The organism is Xanthomonas fragariae, assembly GCF_017603965.1.
Lineage (GTDB): Bacteria > Pseudomonadota > Gammaproteobacteria > Xanthomonadales > Xanthomonadaceae > Xanthomonas > Xanthomonas fragariae_A.
The window spans coordinates 645,817-663,387 of record NZ_CP071955.1 but is presented as its reverse complement, the minus strand read 5'-3'; the positions used below and the strand labels follow the sequence as shown (position 1 = coordinate 663,387).

15 protein-coding genes and 1 other RNA gene are annotated in these 17,571 nt (G+C 62.0%); 9 read left to right on the top strand and 7 right to left on the bottom strand.

The features are described 5' to 3' along the window. Positions 1-32: 32 nt before the first annotated feature. Together lptG and lptF are read right to left on the bottom strand one after the other, a co-directional pair. On the bottom strand, positions 33-1,139 hold the full coding sequence (gene lptG / locus J5I97_RS03135; protein ID WP_208589009.1) for an LPS export ABC transporter permease LptG: 1,107 nt from the start codon (positions 1,137-1,139) through the stop codon (positions 33-35). Continuing rightward, positions 1,136-2,218: an LPS export ABC transporter permease LptF gene (gene lptF / locus J5I97_RS03130; RefSeq protein WP_208589008.1), complete on the bottom strand. Its 1,083-nt coding sequence runs from the start codon at positions 2,216-2,218 to the stop codon at positions 1,136-1,138. The genes lptG and lptF overlap by 4 nt, the downstream gene beginning before the upstream one ends. A gap of 107 nt (positions 2,219-2,325) precedes the next feature. Between lptF and J5I97_RS03125 the strand changes: the two genes are divergently transcribed. From J5I97_RS03125 to J5I97_RS03105, 5 genes are all read left to right on the top strand, one after another. Beyond that, positions 2,326-3,807: a leucyl aminopeptidase gene (locus J5I97_RS03125; protein ID WP_208589006.1), complete on the top strand. Its 1,482-nt coding sequence runs from the start codon at positions 2,326-2,328 to the stop codon at positions 3,805-3,807. A gap of 114 nt (positions 3,808-3,921) precedes the next feature. Beyond that, a complete protein-coding gene (locus J5I97_RS03120) occupies positions 3,922-4,347 on the top strand; it encodes a DNA polymerase III subunit chi (RefSeq protein ID WP_208589004.1) in 426 nt (141 codons plus the stop codon). Between the two features lie 14 nt (positions 4,348-4,361). Next, positions 4,362-5,594, top strand: a complete 1,233-nt coding sequence (locus J5I97_RS03115; RefSeq protein WP_208589002.1) for an AAA family ATPase — start codon at positions 4,362-4,364, stop codon at positions 5,592-5,594. Between the two features lie 2 nt (positions 5,595-5,596). Continuing rightward, a complete protein-coding gene (locus J5I97_RS03110; RefSeq protein ID WP_238135627.1) occupies positions 5,597-6,262 on the top strand; it encodes a DUF4276 family protein in 666 nt (221 codons plus the stop codon). A gap of 114 nt (positions 6,263-6,376) precedes the next feature. After that, positions 6,377-9,298 (top strand): valine--tRNA ligase, encoded by a 2,922-nt coding sequence (locus J5I97_RS03105; RefSeq protein WP_208589000.1) that lies wholly within the window; start codon positions 6,377-6,379, stop codon positions 9,296-9,298. A 697-nt stretch (positions 9,299-9,995) separates the two neighbouring features. On the opposite strand, the gene rimI is transcribed toward J5I97_RS03105, so the two are convergent. The 3 genes from rimI to pssA are packed head-to-tail and all read right to left on the bottom strand — an operon-like array spanning position 9,996 to position 11,743. After that, a complete protein-coding gene (gene rimI, locus J5I97_RS03100; protein ID WP_208588999.1) occupies positions 9,996-10,481 on the bottom strand; it encodes a ribosomal protein S18-alanine N-acetyltransferase in 486 nt (161 codons plus the stop codon). After that, positions 10,478-10,945, bottom strand: a complete 468-nt coding sequence (locus J5I97_RS03095; protein ID WP_208588996.1) for an alanine acetyltransferase — start codon at positions 10,943-10,945, stop codon at positions 10,478-10,480. Before J5I97_RS03095 ends, rimI begins: the two co-directional genes overlap by 4 nt. A gap of 24 nt (positions 10,946-10,969) precedes the next feature. Continuing rightward, positions 10,970-11,743, bottom strand: a complete 774-nt coding sequence (pssA, locus tag J5I97_RS03090) for a CDP-diacylglycerol--serine O-phosphatidyltransferase (RefSeq protein ID WP_208588994.1) — start codon at positions 11,741-11,743, stop codon at positions 10,970-10,972. A gap of 134 nt (positions 11,744-11,877) precedes the next feature. Between pssA and J5I97_RS03085 the strand changes: the two genes are divergently transcribed. Next, complete coding sequence (locus tag J5I97_RS03085) at positions 11,878-12,273, top strand: DUF4124 domain-containing protein (RefSeq protein ID WP_208588992.1); 396 nt, start codon at positions 11,878-11,880, stop codon at positions 12,271-12,273. A 9-nt stretch (positions 12,274-12,282) separates the two neighbouring features. On the opposite strand, the gene J5I97_RS03080 is transcribed toward J5I97_RS03085, so the two are convergent. Further along, a non-coding RNA gene (locus tag J5I97_RS03080) (sX9 sRNA) lies at positions 12,283-12,354 on the bottom strand. Between the two features lie 257 nt (positions 12,355-12,611). On the opposite strand from J5I97_RS03080, the gene J5I97_RS03075 reads away from it, so the two are divergent. Further along, positions 12,612-14,306 (top strand): proline--tRNA ligase, encoded by a 1,695-nt coding sequence (locus J5I97_RS03075; RefSeq protein WP_208588990.1) that lies wholly within the window; start codon positions 12,612-12,614, stop codon positions 14,304-14,306. 143 nt (positions 14,307-14,449) lie between these two features. Continuing rightward, complete coding sequence (locus J5I97_RS03070) at positions 14,450-14,908, top strand: H-NS family nucleoid-associated regulatory protein (RefSeq protein WP_208588989.1); 459 nt, start codon at positions 14,450-14,452, stop codon at positions 14,906-14,908. Between the two features lie 59 nt (positions 14,909-14,967). On the opposite strand, the gene J5I97_RS03065 is transcribed toward J5I97_RS03070, so the two are convergent. Beyond that, positions 14,968-16,227, bottom strand: a complete 1,260-nt coding sequence (locus tag J5I97_RS03065) for a threonine/serine ThrE exporter family protein (RefSeq protein WP_208588985.1) — start codon at positions 16,225-16,227, stop codon at positions 14,968-14,970. A gap of 49 nt (positions 16,228-16,276) precedes the next feature. On the opposite strand from J5I97_RS03065, the gene J5I97_RS03060 reads away from it, so the two are divergent. Continuing rightward, a complete protein-coding gene (locus J5I97_RS03060) occupies positions 16,277-17,506 on the top strand; it encodes an MlaE family ABC transporter permease (protein WP_371885815.1) in 1,230 nt (409 codons plus the stop codon). Positions 17,507-17,571 lie beyond the last annotated feature (65 nt).

The window sequence follows — 17,571 nt, the reverse complement described above, 5'->3', positions numbered from 1 at the left end:
ATAGTGGCCGCGCAGTCGTGTTGTTAGTCGCTCTAGCTACTGCGCCGCCGGAACAACCACGCCGACACGCCCATCATCACCATCGGCGGCAGCGCGTAGGCGATGCGGTAATCGAGCTTGAGCGCGCCGGCCATGCGGCCGAAGAACAGCTGCAGCAGCCAGAACCCGAGCGCGAACAGGATGCCAAGGAACAGGCGCTTACCCAGCCCGCCGCTGCGCAGCGACCCGAAGGAGAACGGGATCGCCGCCATGCACAATGCCAGCACGTTGAGCGGATAAAACCAGCGGCTCCAGTACTGATCCTCGTAATCGCGCGCATCCAGCCCATTGCGGCGACGGTATTCGATGCTCTGTTCCAGATCGTGCGCGGACAGATTACGCGGCTTGGCCAGGCCGGCTGCCAGCGCTGCCGGGCTCAGCTGCGATTGCCACGGTAGCTCAGGGAAGGTTTCGCGCTGCACCGAGCGTTCCTGGAAGGTATCGCGGCGCACGTTCCGCAGCGTCCAAGTGCCACTGCGGTGCTCGGCAACGGCCGCATAGGTCAGCTGCTGCAGACGGCCGCCTGGATCGAGGTGGTACAACCGCACATCGTGCAGATCCAACGCGGTGCCGCCGCCGTCGAGCAGCTTTTCTTCGCCGCTCAGCGCATTGAGGAAGGTGTCGCCCTCTCGCGCCCACAGGCCGGAATAGCGCGACGCCGCCATATTGCTGTTGTAGCGGGCGGTGGTTTTCAGCGTGTCGGCCTGGTTTTGCGCCCAGGGGCCCACAGTCTCGCCACTGATCACCATGCCGACGGTCAGCAGCGCCATCGCCGCAACTACCGAAGCTGACATGCGCTTGCGCGACACGCCCAGTGCGCGCAAGGCGGTCAATTCGGACGTCGCTGCCAACTGGCCCAGGCCCATTAGCGCGCCGATCACTGCGGCCGTGGGAAACAAGGTATAGGCCCGGCGCGGCACGGTGTAGGCCACGTAAGCCACCGCATGACCGAAGCTATAGCTGCCCTGGCCGATGTTCTTGGCCTCGCTGGCGAAGGCGTTGACCAGGTCCAGGCCCAGCAATACCGACCAGGTCAGCAGCACGGTGAACAACACCACGCGGCCGACGTACACATCGTGTACTCGCGGCATCAGCCTCATGCGCCTGCCCTCGGCCGACGCACGCGGCCATCGCGCGCATACGCCCAGATCGCCACCGCCAGCAGTGGCAGCGTCAGCCACCACAGACCCAGCGCAGCAGGGGTCTTGCCGTTGGCGATCCACTGAGTACCGACGATCATCAGATTGGTGCCGACCATGTAGGCCAGGAAGGCCACCATGATCCGACCGTAGCGCTGCTGGCGCGGCGCGCTGCGCGACAACGGCAGGGTCAGCAGCGCGAACGCCAGCGCCAGCAGCGGCGGCGCCAGGCGCTCATGCAGCTGCGCACGCGCGGCCGGGCGCTCGTCGGAGAGCAACTGTGTCGTCCACATCACTTCCGGATCGTTGGCGTCGTGTCCGCGGGTGCGATCAGGTAAGGCCACATCGTTGCTGGCGAACTTCATCAGCCGGTAGTCCAGGGTGTCGCCGGCAGCCGGGCCTTCGATGCGGTAGCCGTCCTCCAGGCGCAGGAAACGGTCGGTCTTGCCTTCGAAGAACATCGCGCCGCGATCGGCGGTGACCACATCGATGCGGTCGTCCTTCTGGCGCTGCATGAAGACCTTGCCCAGGCCCTTGCCGTCGGCGGAAATCGTCGCCAGGTAGACCACCCCGCCACCGGACAGCGGCGTGAACTTGCCCGACTCCAGGCCGGCCATCAGCACGCTGCGGTTGGCGTCTTCCAGCATCGTCTCGGCGGTACGGTTGGCCCAGGGACCCAGCCACAGCGAGCACAGCCCGATCACCACCACGACTGGCACCACCAGCATCAACATTGGCCGCAACATGCGCCGCGGGCCAACGCCGATGGCGGTTATGACGGGCATTTCTGAATCGCGGTACAGGCGCGCCAGTGCCAGCAGCAGGCCGAGCATGAGCGCAAGCGGCAGGATGATGGGCAAATAGGCCACGAACTGCAGGCCAACCTGGGACAGCAGCAAGCGTGCCGGGATGCGGCCATCGGCGATGTTGCCGAGGATATCCACCAGCACACCGCCCACGCTGACGACCAGCAGCACGATCAAGGTGGCCAGGAAGCTCTGGGTGAAATCGCTAAGCAGGTATCGATCGAGCTTCGGCATGAGGTGGGCTTGTCTTAAACTCTCGGATTCGTTCGCGGCGTCGCCAGCCTAGTCCGGTTGGCGTAAACAGCCCGCGATTGTACGGATTTGCCTACGGAATCTGATCAATGGCCCTGCAATTCATCCTGAACCAAGACGCGCCGGCAAGCACCCACGTCGACTGCATCGTAGTTGGCGTGTTCGCCGACAAGACCCTTTCGCCTGCTGCCCAGGCGCTGGACAGCGCCAGCCAGGGCCGTTTGACGGCATTGGTGGCACGCGGCGATGTGGCCGGCAAGACCGGCAGCACCACCCTGCTGCACGACCTGCCCGGCGTGGCCGCCCCGCGCGTGCTGGTGGTCGGCCTGGGCGAAGCCGGCAAATTTGGCGTGGCGCCCTACCTCAAGGCGATCGGCGATGCGACCTGTGCGCTGAAGACCGGCGCGGTCGGCACTGCCCTGCTCACCCTGACCGAACTCCCCGTCAAAGCCCGCGATGCCGCCTGGAACATCCGCCAGGCTGTGATCGTCAGCGACCACGCCGCCTACCGCTACACCGCCACGCTGGACAAGAAAAAAGTCGATGAGACCGGCCTGACCAGCCTGGCGATCGCCGGCGCCGACGCCCGCGCATTGGCCGTTGGCGTGGCCACCGCCGAGGGCGTGGAGTTCGCCCGCGAGCTGGGCAACCTGCCGCCGAACTACTGTACCCCGGCCTACCTGGCAGAGACTGCCGCCGCGTTCGCCGGCCAATTCCCCGGCGCCGAAGCGCAGATCCTGGACGAGGCGCAGATGGACGCACTGGGCATGGGCTCGCTGCTGTCGGTGGCGCGTGGTTCGGCTAACCGCCCGCGCCTGATCGTGCTGAAGTGGAACGGCGGCGGTGACGCCCGCCCGTACGTGCTGGTCGGCAAGGGCATTACCTTCGATACCGGCGGCGTCAACCTCAAGACGCAGGGTGGCATCGAGGAAATGAAGTACGACATGTGCGGCGGCGCCAACGTCATCGGCACCTTCGTGGCCACGGTCAAGGCCGAGCTGCCGATCAATCTGGTGGTGGTGGTGCCGGCGGTGGAAAACGCCATCGACGGCAATGCCTACCGCCCGTCGGACGTGATCACCAGCATGTCCGGCAAGACCATCGAGGTCGGCAATACCGACGCCGAAGGTCGCCTGATCCTGTGCGATGCGCTGACCTACGCCGAGCGCTTCAACCCTGAAGCGCTGGTGGACGTGGCCACGCTCACCGGCGCCTGCATGGTGGCGCTCGGCCACCAAACCGCCGGCCTGATGAGCAAGCACGACGACCTGGCCAATGAGCTGCTGGCCGCTGGCGAGCACGTGTTCGACCGCGCCTGGCGCCTGCCGCTGTGGGACGAGTACCAGGGCCTGCTGGATTCCACGTTCGCCGACGTCTACAACATCGGCGGCCGCTGGGGCGGTGCGATCACTGCCGGCTGCTTCCTGTCGCGCTTCACCGAAAACCAGCGCTGGGCGCATCTGGACATCGCTGGCGTGGCCAGCGACGAGGGCAAGCGCGGCATGGCGACCGGACGACCGGTGGGCTTGCTGACGCAGTGGTTGCTGGATCGCGCCGCAGGTGGGAATTGAGCATCGGGAATAGGGAATCGTGAAAGCCCTCTTCTCTCAGGCATCGCCGCGACCTTCGAGGTCGCAGCGATACTGTGGCCATTCCCGACTCCCCTCTCCCGATTTTCTGCCCTGATGCCCCGTGCCGATTTCTACCTGATCGCCAAACCGCGCTTTCTCGACGAACCGCTGCGGCTGGTCTGCGAGCTGGCGCGCAAGGCCAACGACGCCAATCTGTCCACGTTGATCCTGGCGCGCGACGCAGCGCAGGCGCAGGCATTGGACGATTTGCTGTGGGCGTTCGACGACGAGGCCTATGTGCCGCACCAGATCGCCGGCACCGATGAGGATGACGAACTGACCCCGGTGCTGATCGCCGCGCCCGAGTTCACCGCCCCCTCGCGTCCGCTGGTGATCAACCTGCGCGACGACCCTTACCTGGGCGCCTGCGACCGCGTGCTGGAAGTCGTCCCCGCCGACCCCGCCGCCCGCGAACCGCTGCGCGAACGCTGGAAGCAGTACAAGGCCCGGGGCCTGGAACTCACGAAATACGACATGTAAGGAAAGGAAAGGGAATGGCATTGATCGAAGGCTTCCGGGTCCGCAACTATCGCGCGCTGCGCGACATCACTCTTGGCCGGCTTTCTGCCGAGCAACAAGGAGATCCGCTCACTCCTTTCACCGTAGTGATTGGCAAAAATGGTGTAGGTAAAAGCACATTATTCGATGCTTTCGGTTTCGTCGCGGACTGCCTTTCAAAAGACGTTGAATCCGCTTGTGATGACAAGCAGCGCGGTGGTTTCGAACGTATGCGCTCGTTAGGGACTGAAGAACCAATCCGTTTCGACATCTACTATAGAGAAGCAATAGGCGAACGCCCTATCACCTATGAGCTTTCCATCAACCTGGACAGCAGCGGGAGGCCATTTGTTGAATCAGAAGTTCTCAAACAACGCCGCAAGGGGCAGAAGCATGGGCGACCGTATCCCTTCCTACGTCTGCATCATGGCGTTGGAAAGGTGTGGGCTGGCGAAGAAGCAGTCGAAACGTCCAGCGGCGAAGAAGATCGCGCACAGGAAGACGTTGAACTTACTGACCTGCGCCAAATGGGAATTGCAACTCTCGGTACGCTGAAAGAGCATCCACGCATCAAACGTTTCCGTGATTTTCTGAAAGGCTGGTACCTTTCATATTTTCATCCAGACGCTGCACGTTCAATGCCGTCGGCCGGCGCTCAACGACATCTAGATATGCACGGCGACAACATCGGAAACGTTGTCCAGTACATGGAGCGCGAGCACAAGGAACGCTTCAAGACCATCCTCGATCGCATCGCAGCCAAAATTCCTGGTGTGCACAGCATCAAAACAACAGTGACCGAAGACAAACGGGTACTTCTTCAATTCAACGATGGCGCATTCGACGATCCATTTTATGCAGGCCAGATGTCTGATGGCACGCTTAAGATATTCGCATATCTGTTATTGATGGAAGATCCTGACCCACCGCCCTTCATCTGCATCGAAGAGCCCGAAAACGGCCTTTACCACCGTCTACTCGACTCATTGGCACGGGAACTGCGCAGCCATGCAACAGGAAAGAAGAACGCGCCGCAGATCTTTGTAACTACTCATCAACCTTATTTTGTCGATGCGCTTTCCCCAAAGGAAGTTTGGATACTTGAGAAAGGAAAAAACGGGTTTTCGGCCATTCGCCGGGCATCCGATATCGAACTCGTGCGCAATCTGGTAGAAGAAGGACTACCCCTTGGCGGACTTTGGTATAGCGACTACTTGGATACAAAATAAGTATGCATATTGAAGTTCTTGTGGAAGACAGCTCGGGGGCCAAAATGATTGGCATGCTGCTACCGAAGGTCATTGGTACGCATGCAGATCCACACACTTGGCACATTCATGAATATAAGGGAATTGGAAAACTACCCACTGGCCTTTCAAGCTCTTCTGATCCTGCCAAGCGAGCATTACTGAACCAGCTGCCTAGAATAATTCGCGGTTACGGCAGGACACCAGGCATTGATGCGGTCGTCGTCGTTCTGGATACCGATCAACGCGATTGCGCTGCATTTCTGTCCGAACTGAAGGCTATGCTGAGAAGCTGCAATCCTGCGCCGAAAACGATCTTTCGTCTTGCAATCGAGGAGATGGAATCTTGGTTTCTGGGTGACAAGCAAGCTATTTTTTCTGCGTATCCAAGAGCAAGAAGAGATATCCTTTCAGGCTATCAACAGGACAGCATCTGTGGAACTTGGGAACTATTGGCAGATGCAGTCCACCCTGGAGGATCCGCGACCATCATCAAAGCGGGATGGCCGTTGCCTGGCGAAATCAAGCATGCTTGGGCTGAAAAGATATGCCCAAAAATGGATATTGAAATCAATCAGTCCCCAAGCTTCCGCAAGTTCCGCGATGGGATACGTAAATTAATTGAAGATATAAAGTGCAATGGCCCTTGACAAGCGAACCAACATCTACGACACCCCATCACCGCTGTAAACATGAGCGCTGTCAAAGCGTTAACGGCAGCAAGGTCAAACCAAACCAACTACCGGCCTCCTTTCGGTTCCACCATGACTCAACTCGCCTCCAGCTACGAACCCTCTTCCTTCGAATCGCGCTTGTACGCTCAGTGGGAGGCTGCCGGTTATTTCGCGCCGTCCGGTGAGGGTGAGCCCTACACGGTGCTACTGCCGCCGCCGAATGTGACCGGCACACTGCACATGGGCCACGCGTTTCAACAAACGCTGATGGATGCGTTGGTGCGTTATCACCGCATGCGCGGCTTCGACACGCTGTGGCAGGTGGGCACCGACCACGCGGGCATCGCCACCGAGATGGTGGTGTCGCGCAATCTGGCGCTGGGAGCCAATGGCGACACGCGCGATTCGCTAGGGCGCGAGGGCTTCATTGCCAAGGTGTGGGAGTGGAAGGCAGAATCCGGCGACACCATCGAGCGCCAGATGCGCCGTCTGGGCACCTCCAGCGATTGGTCGCGCAGTACCTTCACCATGGACCCGCAGCCGTCGGCCGCGGTCAACGAAGCGTTCGTGCGCTGGTACGAGCAGGGCCTGATCTATCGCGGCCAGCGCTTGGTCAACTGGGACCCGGTGCTGAAGACCGCCATCTCCGATCTGGAAGTGGAAAACGTCGAAGAAGACGGCTTTCTGTGGTCCATCCGCTATCCGCTGGCCGATGGCGTGAGCTACGAACACGTCGAGCACGATGCCGACGGCGTCGAGACCCTGCGCGAAACTCGCGATTATCTGGTGGTCGCCACCACGCGCCCGGAAACCATGCTGGGCGATACCGCGGTGATGGTGCATCCGGAAGACCCACGCTACGCCACGCTGCACAGCGCGCGCATTGTGCTGCCGCTGACCGGCCGCCGCGTGCCGGTGATCACCGACGATTATGTCGATCGCGCGTTCGGCACCGGCGTGGTCAAGGTCACGCCTGCGCATGACTTCAACGATTACGCGGTCTGGCAACGTCATCAAGATGAGATGGCATCACCCATCAATATTCTTACTACTGATGCAAAAATTCTTGGACACTCCAGCTTCATTGATCCTAGCCATCAACAAGAGCCGGGCGGTAACGTAAAGCTACTGAGTCCAGTCAAAAGTATTGTTTCCTTCGATAAATTCGCGGGATTGGATCGTTACGACGCACGAAAGGCAGTGCTCGCCGATCTTGAAGAGCTAGCGTTACTAGTTGAAACAAAACCTCACAAACTTCAGGTACCGCGCGGCGACCGCACCGGCCAAGTGATCGAGCCCTATCTCACCGACCAATGGTTCGTGAAGATGGACGCGCTGGCCAAGCGCGGGCTGGAGCTGGTCGAAAGCGGCCAGATCCAGTTCGTGCCGCCGAACTGGATCAACACCTATCGCCACTGGATGGAGAACATCCAGGATTGGTGCATCAGCCGCCAGCTATGGTGGGGCCATCGCATTCCAGCGTGGTACGACGATTTAGAGCATCGCATCTTCGTTGGCCGGTCCATTGAGGAAGTGCGGGAGAAAAACGGCCTCGCAGAAAGCTACCCGTTGCGCCGGGAAGAAGACGTGCTGGAAACCTGGTTTTCCTCGCAACTGTGGCCGTTCTCCACGCTGGGCTGGCCGGATGCGAACGCGATGGCCGAGCGTGGTTTCGAGCGCTATCTGCCGTCGTCGGTGCTGGTCACCGGCTTCGATATCATCTTCTTCTGGGTGGCGCGCATGATCATGGCCACCGACAGCTTCACCGGCCAGGTGCCGTTCCGCGATGTCTACATCACCGGCCTGATCCGCGATGCGCAGGGCCAGAAGATGTCCAAGTCCAAGGGCAACGTGCTCGATCCGCTGGACATCATCGACGGCATCAGCATCGAAGACCTGGTCGCCAAGCGCACCAGCGGGCTGATGCAGCCGCGCATGGCCGAGAAGATCGAAAAAGCCACGCGCAAGGAATTCCCGGACGGCATCATCGCGCACGGTGCGGACGCGCTGCGCTTCACCATCGCCGCGCTCGCCACGCACGGCCGCGACATCAAGTTCGATCTCGGCCGCGCCGAAGGCTACAAGAACTTCTGCAACAAGCTATGGAACGCCACGCGCTTTGTGCTGATGAACACCGAAGGCGCGCGCTTTGTCGGTGTCCCGCAGCCGCGCACCGAAGCGGAGAAGTGGATCCTGACACGACTGGACAAGGTCACTGCAGAAACGCATGCCCACTACGCCAGCTATCGCTTCGATCTGCTCGCGCAATCGCTGTACGAGTTCGCCTGGAATGCGTTTTGCGACTGGTTCGTCGAACTGGCAAAGCCTGCGCTCAATGGTCATGACATCGACGCTGCAGCCAGTACCCGACACACCCTGCTCTACGCGCTCGAAGCGCTGCTACGTCTGCTGCACCCGCTCACTCCTTTCGTCACCGAAGAATTGTGGCAGCAGGTTGCCCCGCGCCTGGGCATCAACGCCGCCACGATCTCGTTGCAGACGTTCCCACAGGCAGGCGATATCGACATCGGTGGCTACACCACGGCGGAAGCCGATGTCGAATGGTTAAAGTCGATGGTGTCGGCGCTACGCCGCGTGCGCAGCGAATTGAACGTGCCGCCGTCCAGGCAAGTGCGCCTGCTGCTGCAGGCAGGCACTGCCGACGATCGCACCCGTGTTGCCCGCTTCGCCTCGCAGCTATCGTTCCTGCTCAAGCTCGAAGCGATCGACTGGCTGGAGGCCGGCCAGGACGCACCGTCGGCCGCCGCCATCGTCGGTGAGCTCACGCTGCTGGTGCCGCTGGAGGGCCTGGTCGATATGGATGCCGAGCGCACGCGACTGGACAAGGAAATCAAGCGCGTGGAAGGCGAGATCGGCAAGTGCAACGGCAAACTCGGCAACGCCACCTTCGTGCAGAACGCACCGGCCGTGGTGGTCGAACAGGAACGCGCGCGCTTGAACGACTGGACCACCCAGTTGACTGGTTTGCGCGAGCAACGCGCCAAGATCTGAAGCGGTTGATCATTCGAGCGCGCCGCTTGGCGGTCACGCTCGGTGTTCGGAGGGACAACCGATCCGACCGAAGAATCTGATCGGGCGCGCCATCGTCCGATCGACGCAGCTCACGCACTGCATGCAACCATGCACACGGACATCCTCAAGTTCACTCGCCACGTTGCGAGTTGTCATAGGCTTGCTTGTGCACTCAGCGTGATCACCATGACGGGCGCGATCTACCAAACCAAAGTCAACCCTAGTGGACTTCTGAGATTGATTGCAGGGTTCTTACGTTCTGCTGCAGTGACCCGAAGCGGCGTGATGTTCGGCACATTCACTGCGTTGCGTACATACCGTATGTCTCGGGACATCGGGACATCGGGACATCGGGACATCGGGACATCGGGACATCGATGAGGATACTGGGCAATCGCACAACGCCTGCATGGCTGCAGGCGTTGTGCGATTTCTTGTGCGAGGATGCTCCCGTCATCGCAGCGTTGCAACTTGCAGCCACGCTTACAACTTGACTGCGCCAGCCTTTGCCTTGACGTCTGCAGGGACTTTGTCGACCGAAAGTAAGCTGTAAGAGCGACTAACAAAACTACTGCGCCGCCGCGCATACGCGCGTTGTGGTGAGATCCATTGCAGACCAAAGCACAGATGGCACCAACCGCGCCAAAGCACACTCATCAGCACATGCTGATTGTGCTCAGGAAAACCCTTCGAAGAACAATTCGATCGCCATCACCAACGCATCCTCGCGCCCGGTGTTGGACGGGTAGTAGCGCGGGCGCCGCCCGATTTCGTTGAAGCCTTCGGAATGGTAGAGCGCGATCGCCGACGGATTGGATGGCCGCACTTCCAGAAACGCACGCCGTGCACCGCGATCGCAGGCACCCTTGATCAGCGCGCGCAACAGCACGCGACCATGGCCTTGCGATTGGGCCTCCGGTGCGATGCAGACATTGAGCACATGCGCCTCGTCGGCGGCGATGCTGATCACACCATAGCCGATGACCTGCCCGTCCTGCTCCATCACCCAGCCGGGATAGCCGGCCTGCAGACAGTCGCGAAAGATGTTGCGCGTCCACGGAAACGGATAGGCGCGATGCTCAATCTCCATCACCACATCCAGATCGCTCTCGCGCAGTGCGCGCAGTGAGGTGGGCTGATGGGTTACGTTCGATGCGCTCACGCCGAATGCGGACGGCGCCGCAGCGCACGCAACTGCGGCCATAGAGCGCGCTTGGCGGCCGGGTTACCACGCAGATCGGCCAGCGGCCAGGACGCCATCAAGGCTTGGGTGTCCGGGTCGCCCGGATTGCAGCCAGAGGCACGAAGCAACGCCATCTGCAGACGGTCCGGCATGCCGACACGACTGCGCCGCTGTGGCGCAGCAGCCGGTGTCGTATTGACAGCACGCGGCGCCCCGGCCCGCGCAGCCGGGACCGTGCGGCATACGACAGGGGCAGCGACAGACGCAGAGTGCGGTACTCGTTCCAGCCGTGCAGGTGCGGGTACGGGTGCGCTGTCGACCACATCCACAGGTGCAGGCAAGGCATCGACCGCATCGCGATCCAAATACACGGTATGCCCCAAGGCTTGCAGATACGACACCTGCAAATCGGACCACATCGGCTCGGACGCCATCTCACTCATGACCAATCGCTCATAACAGCCCGCTCATGGCAACTCGGGCGTGCGCCGCCAGCGCCGCCACAGCCACATCAGCGGGCCGGACAGCGCATATAGCATGCCGATTACCAGCAACGAACGGGCCAGATCGATCACCAGCAGCGCGATCACCACCGTAGCGACGGCCAGTGCAAGAAACGGCACGCGATCGGCGCGCGGACCACGCGCGCCGCCCTTGAAGCTCCAGAAACGGATCCGGCTGACCATCAGCAAGGCAGACACCACCGTGATTGCCAACGCCAGGTAGCGCAGCTGTGCTCCATCGAAACCCAGGCTGTCGTCGGCAAATGCCCACACGAACGCCATCATCAAGCCGGCCGCAGCCGGGCTGGCCAGGCCGATGAACCAACGCTTGTCGACCACTCCCACCTGGGTGTTGAAACGCGCCAGCCGCAGCGCCGCGCAGGCCGCATACAAAAAGGCAGCCGACCAACCGACCCGGCCCATCACATTGCTGTCGTACTTCAGCGCCCACAGCGACCAGTGGTACATCACCAGTGCCGGGGCCATGCCGAAGCTGACCAGATCGGCCAGCGAGTCGTACTGCACGCCGAATTCGCTGCTGGTATTGGTCAGGCGCGCGACCCGGCCGTCCAGCCCGTCCATCACCGCAGCCACGAACACCGCCATGGCCGCCTGGACGAATTGCCCGTTGGCGGCGGCAATGATGGCGTAGAAACCGGAAAACAACCCGGCGGTGGTGAACAGGTTCGGCAGCAGGTAAATCGTGCGCGAGCGCGGAGGCGGTCTCATTTCATCCATGCGACAAGTGTAGGGCCTGAGGTCCGTCCGGCGGTAGCGCGCCCTTCATTCTTCCAGTGCCACAGCGCCATATCACTTGCCAGGGCAGGTCATGGATGCTGCAATTGTCGGGGCAATCATCCAGGGGAAGCCACATGCAGTTGTCGTCCGGGGTTTGCGCCCTGTTGATGCTGGTCAGCGCCGCCGCCGGCGCGACCGACCTCTATAAGTGGAGAGACGCCAAGGGCGTGACCCACTACACCGAAACCCCGCCGCCGACAGGCCAGCGTTACGAAGCGCGCCGCATCGACGCACGCGCCGGCACCGCAGCCACGCCGGAGACTGCGGCGCCCGAATCGGCCGACTGCCTCACCGCACGCCGCAACCTGGAACTGCTCAGGGGCAAGGGCGAAGTCACCATGGGCGCCGGCACCGACGGCAATCCGGGCGCCCCGCTGAACCCTGAGGCCCGAGCCGCCCAGCGCAATCTTGCCGAGGCTGCCGCCAAGGCCTATTGCACGCCTGCAGCGGGCGGCGGCCCGGCCACCTGAGTCCGAAGCGGCGAACAACACGTAGCCACCGTCTGGTGGGTGCGGACGGCGCGCAGGAACCGAAGTGTACGCGTGGTACATGCCGATTCCGAGCACCGGCCGCGCCCGCCAGACAGCGGCGCAGTCGTGTTGTTAGCCGCTCTTAACCCGTCGCGGCGTTCGCCACGGTTGTTGATCGAAGGCGCATGGACGAGTTGTTCAAAGCTTCCTTCGTGCGCTTAGCCAGACCGATCACGCACCGGCCCTTGCCGCCCTGCCGCGACCGCGCAACGCCGTCGGCGATGACCGGCAAGGCACGACACTGGCAAACTAGCAGCTTTCCGCTCAAGCGAAGCCAGATGCGTCTTTCCCAGTTCCACCTGCACACCACCAAGGAAACCCCGGCCGATGCCGAGCTGGTCAGCCACCGTCTGATGCTGCGCGCGGGCATGATCCGCAAGCTGGCCTCAGGGCTGTACACCTGGTCGCCGTTGGGCCTGCGTGTGCTGCGTAAGGTCGAAGCCATCGTGCGCGAGGAGATGAACCGCGCCGGGGCGCTGGAAGTGCTGTTCCCCACCATCCAGCCGCGCGAGTTGTGGGACGCCACCGACCGTTGGGAAAAGTTCGGCGGGCAGCTGCTCAAGATCAAGGACCGCAAGGAGCAGGAATTCTGCTACAGCCCGACCGCCGAAGAGGCCGCAGCCGAGTTCGCGCGCCAGGAAATCAACAGCTACAAGCAGCTGCCGCGGAATTTCTATCAGATCCAGACGAAGTTCCGCGATGAGATCCGCCCGCGCTTCGGCGTGATGCGTGCGCGCGAGTTCCTGATGAAGGACGCCTATTCGTTCCATCTTACCGATGCGGATATGGCGCGCGAATACGACAACATGAAGGCGGCCTACCACCGCATCTTTACCCGCCTGGGGCTGGACTTCCGCGCCGTGCAGGCCGACTCCGGCGCGATCGGCGGCGACGCCTCGCAGGAATTCCACGTCATTGCCGAATCCGGCGAAGACTCGCTAGCGTTCTCCACCGGCTCCGATTACGCGGCCAACGTGGAAACCGCCAGCGCCGCTCTGCCCGCCCCGCGGGCCGAGGCTGGCGAGGCGATGCGCCGGGTCGACACCCCCACCCAGAAAACCTGCGAAGACGTCGCCCGGTTGCTGGGCATCGCGCTGCAGCGTACCGTCAAGTCGGTAGCGGTGATGACGGCGGCCGGCTTCGTGCTGGTGCTGGTGCGTGGCGATCACGCAGTCAACGAGATCAAGCTAGGCAAGGTCGCAGGCATGGCCGACTACCGCCTGGCCAACGAAACCGAAATCCGCGAGCACCTGGGTTGCGAGCCCGGCTTCCTGGGACCGATGAACACCGCGCGCCCGGTGCGCGTGGTCGCTGATCGCGATGTCGCAGCGTTGGCTGATTTCGTGGTTGGCGCCAATGTGCCCGGCGCGCATCTGGTTGGCGTCAACTGGGGCCGTGACCTGCCCGAACCGGAAACCGTGGCCGATGTGCGCAACGTGGTCGAAGGCGAGCGCGCGGCCGATGGCGGCGAACTGCGCTTGACCCGCGGCATCGAAGTAGGCCATGTGTTCCAGCTCGGCAGCCAGTACGCGCAGGCGCTGCAGGCCACCGTGATCGACGAGAACGGCAAGGTCGCGGTGATGAAGATGGGCTGCTACGGCATCGGTATTTCGCGCATCGTGGCTGCGGCCATCGAACAGAACCACGATGACGCCGGCATTGTCTGGCCTGCGCCGATGGCGCCGTGGCAGCTGGTGGTGTGCGTAATCAATCCCAAGCAGGACGCGCAGGTGATTGCCGCGGCCCAGACATTGCTGGACGAATTGATCGCTGCCGGCATCGATGCGGTGCTGGACGACCGCGGGCTGCGCCCAGGCGCCATGTTTGCCGATATGGAACTATTGGGCATTCCGCATCGGGTGGTCGTCTCAGAACGCGGAGTGGCGGCCGGCACATTTGAATATCGCGCCCGTACCGCCGATACGACAGAAAACCTGGGTAAGGCCGGGTTATTCTCCCGCTTGGGCCGTTGATCAAACCGCCTGGAACCGCTTCAATTGGATGAACACAACACGCCGAATTATTTCGGCGCATTTGTCACGCGGGTTTTCTGACATTATGATGGTCAGCAGTGCCACGGACCGGCATTCTTTTTCCCTCATCTTCCGGAGTAGTGATGTCGATCGATCTTAGCGGCCTATCGGCCAAGCAGTTGGTTGCATTGATCAAGAATGCAAAGAAGCAGCAGACCGTGGTTGCCAAGCGCGACCCGATTGCCAAGGTCCGCACTCAGCTGACCCGCGCTGCAAAAGCCCATGGTTATTCCATTGAAGAGTTGTTTGGCGCTTCTGCCAGTGCAGGCCCGGGTCGTCCGGCCGCTGCCAGCAAGCCGGGCCCTCGCGCTGGCCTCAAACTGGGCAAGGTTCCGCCGAAGTATCGCAACCCTGCCAATCCCCAGGAAGCCTGGACCGGCCGTGGCAAGCAGCCACGCTGGCTGGCCGAGCTGACCGCCGCCGGCAAGAAGGTGGAAGACTTTTTGATCATCAAGGCTGGCGCCAAGAAGGCACCGGCAAAGAAGACCTCGCTGCGGAAAGCCGTCACCAAGCGCGCCACCAAGAAGTCCAAGGCCGCTTGATTCAAACCAATAAAAACGCCGGCAATCCCGGCGTCTTTATTGCGCTGTGTTTCTGCCCGTCATAAATTCTTGCGGGCCGGAATCAGCAGATTGCCAAACAGCAATCCGGCCATCAGCGCCATCACAATATTGGTGACCGCCAACAGCGCATTTTCTCCGACGCTGACATCTTGTTGTTGCACCAGAGCCAACAAGCCACGCAGACTGACGCTACCCGGAACCAGCATGATGATGCCGGGTAATCGGATCAGCGCACCTGGTTTGTGCACCACCCGCCCGAACAGATTCCCGGCAGCCGTCAATGCCATGGCCGAGGCAAATACACCGGCCGGACCACCCCAAGCATATCCTGCATGACGCGCAATGACATAACCGGACATAGCCGCCGCCATTACCCATAAATAATCGCGCCGACTGGCTTTGAACAACACCGCAAACGCGTAGGCGGCCACTGGCAGCGAAGCCCATTCCACCCAGCCGGCCTGAGGTCGCAACGCGGCCACCTGTGGATGCAGGCCTACCAATTGGGTCAGCGTCACCGCAATCACCGCGCCGACGGTGAGCTTGAGCACTGTGGTCACCGCACCGGCCAAACGCGCAGTGCCGGACACCCAATGCTGGCTGGCCAACTCGTTGAACGCATTGGTCAACGACATGCCCGGCAGCAGCACCACCAGCGAGGCGATGATCACCGTATTGAGGTTCAGCGGCCCGAGCAGCGAGGCCACCACCGCTGCCACCACACCGGCCAGCAAGCCGGCCAGTGCTTCACCAGCCTCTCTGGTCGCCGCGCGCTTGTCGGTGTATTGGGTCAGCAAGCCGATCGACATGCCGATCGCACCGGCGGTGGCGATATCCAGCCATGGTAGCTTCCACAACCCGGCCACGCCGGCTGCGGCCAGCCCGAACGCCAGTACCTGCATGGTCTTGCCGCGTCGATCCGGCTCGCCGTCCAACCGCCGCAGCGCGGTGTGGCCCTGCGCGATGCTCATGCGCCCATTGGCCACACTGTCGGCCACGTAATCGGCCACGCTGAGCTTGTAAAGGTCGTTTTCGCCCGGGGCCAGCCGGATCACGCGGGTGATGTCGCTGGAGCCGATCACCTTGGTCGGGTCGCTGAAGCTCAAAATAATGCCGGTGGGATTGGACCAAGGCTCACAGTCCAGACCCAGCTTTTGCGACAGGCCGATCAGCGCGGCCTCAAGACGCTGCGAGGTGGTGCCATAGGAATGCAGGCGCCCGGCGATTTCCGAGACAAAGGCGACGCGCTGGGCGTAGGTAGCGCTGACGGACTGGAGGACGATGGTGGCAGCGGACATGCGTGGCGAGTCGGATCGGAGAAATGCCTTCTGGCGAGACTGTCAGTGTATGCCGCCGCGCGCGCGGCCGGCGCTCCGATTGGCAGTACAACGGCCCAGGCTGAGAAGCGCCCCCAACATTCGCTTACGCCAGCCGCTGTATGCTGGAGCCACGGACAGGCCACCAATGATCAAGCCGCAACCTCCACGCATCGAACAAGACTCGCAAGATCACGCACAGGTCCGCCTCGCTGGCAGTTGGGTCCTTGCGACCGCTCTGCCCCAGGCAGAGCTGCTGCAGGCCGTGCCCGATGGCGTCCGGCGCATCGACGCGCGTGGCATCAAGCAACTGGATTCAGCCGGCGTGCTGCAATTGCTGCGCTTCGCCAGCCGCATGGGCTTGAAGGAAGACGCGATCCATTTCCGCGATGAGCACCAAGCACTGGTATGCACCATCGAGGAACTCAACGACGAGCGCCCCAAGCCCAAGCGCGATTACGGCTTTGTCGCCGCACTGGATCGCCTGGGCCGCGCCACCCATGGGGTGGGCAAGGACATCCTGGAACTGAACAGTTTCCTAGGCGAGAACCTGGTCAAGATCATGCGGCTGATCCACGAGCCGCGCCGCTTCCGCCTAACCTCCACTGTGCACCACATGGAGCAAGTCGGCCTGGATGCGGTGCCGCTGGTGGTGCTGCTGTCGTATCTGGTTGGCGCGGTGATCGCGTTTCTTGGTTCGACCATCCTGCGCGACTTCGGCGCGGAAATCTATGTAGTGGAACTGGTCTCCATCGCCTTCCTGCGCGAATTCGCCGTGCTGCTGACCGCAATTGTCTTGGCCGGCCGAACCGCCAGCGCCTTTACTGCGCAAATCGGTGCGATGAAATCGCGCGAGGAAGTGGATGCGATCCGCACCCTGGGCCTGGACCCGATCGACCTGTTGGTGATCCCGCGCTTGCTCGCCTTGATCCTGACCCTTCCGCTGCTGACATTCATCGCGATGATCGCCGGCCTGGCCGGTGGCGTGACGGTGGGCGCATTCGATCTGGATATTCCGCCGCAGATGTATCTGGCGCGCATGGACGACACCATCCAGTTGCGGCATTTCCTGGTCGGCTTGTCGAAAGCACCGTTGTTTGCGGTGGTGATCGGCCTGATCGGCTGCCTTGAAGGTTTGAAGGTCAGTGGCACCGCGCAGTCGGTCGGCGAGCGCACCACCTCGGCGGTGGTGCAGACGATTTCCCTGGTCATCATCCTCGACGCGATCGCCGCGCTGTGGTTTATGAAGATGGGGTGGTGAGGTGAGGGAGGGATTGGGCATTGGCAATGTGAGATTAACCAAAGCGGGCGCGTGCACCGTGCCCC

Excerpts from the sequence above, each read along its gene's own strand:
- lptG (WP_208589009.1), bottom strand. The coding sequence starts at position 1,139 with ATGAGGCTGATGCCGCGAGTACACGATGTGTACGTCGGCCGCGTGGTG.
- lptF (WP_208589008.1), bottom strand. The coding sequence starts at position 2,218 with ATGCCGAAGCTCGATCGATACCTGCTTAGCGATTTCACCCAGAGCTTC.
- J5I97_RS03125 (WP_208589006.1), top strand. The coding sequence starts at position 2,326 with ATGGCCCTGCAATTCATCCTGAACCAAGACGCGCCGGCAAGCACCCAC.
- J5I97_RS03120 (WP_208589004.1), top strand. The coding sequence starts at position 3,922 with ATGCCCCGTGCCGATTTCTACCTGATCGCCAAACCGCGCTTTCTCGAC.
- J5I97_RS03115 (WP_208589002.1), top strand. The coding sequence starts at position 4,362 with ATGGCATTGATCGAAGGCTTCCGGGTCCGCAACTATCGCGCGCTGCGC.
- J5I97_RS03110 (WP_238135627.1), top strand. The coding sequence starts at position 5,597 with ATGCATATTGAAGTTCTTGTGGAAGACAGCTCGGGGGCCAAAATGATT.
- J5I97_RS03105 (WP_208589000.1), top strand. The coding sequence starts at position 6,377 with ATGACTCAACTCGCCTCCAGCTACGAACCCTCTTCCTTCGAATCGCGC.
- J5I97_RS03095 (WP_208588996.1), bottom strand. The coding sequence starts at position 10,945 with ATGAGTGAGATGGCGTCCGAGCCGATGTGGTCCGATTTGCAGGTGTCG.
- pssA (WP_208588994.1), bottom strand. The coding sequence starts at position 11,743 with ATGGATGAAATGAGACCGCCTCCGCGCTCGCGCACGATTTACCTGCTG.
- J5I97_RS03085 (WP_208588992.1), top strand. The coding sequence starts at position 11,878 with ATGCAGTTGTCGTCCGGGGTTTGCGCCCTGTTGATGCTGGTCAGCGCC.
- J5I97_RS03075 (WP_208588990.1), top strand. The coding sequence starts at position 12,612 with ATGCGTCTTTCCCAGTTCCACCTGCACACCACCAAGGAAACCCCGGCC.
- J5I97_RS03070 (WP_208588989.1), top strand. The coding sequence starts at position 14,450 with ATGTCGATCGATCTTAGCGGCCTATCGGCCAAGCAGTTGGTTGCATTG.
- J5I97_RS03065 (WP_208588985.1), bottom strand. The coding sequence starts at position 16,227 with ATGTCCGCTGCCACCATCGTCCTCCAGTCCGTCAGCGCTACCTACGCC.
- J5I97_RS03060 (WP_371885815.1), top strand. The coding sequence starts at position 16,277 with ATGCCGCCGCGCGCGCGGCCGGCGCTCCGATTGGCAGTACAACGGCCC.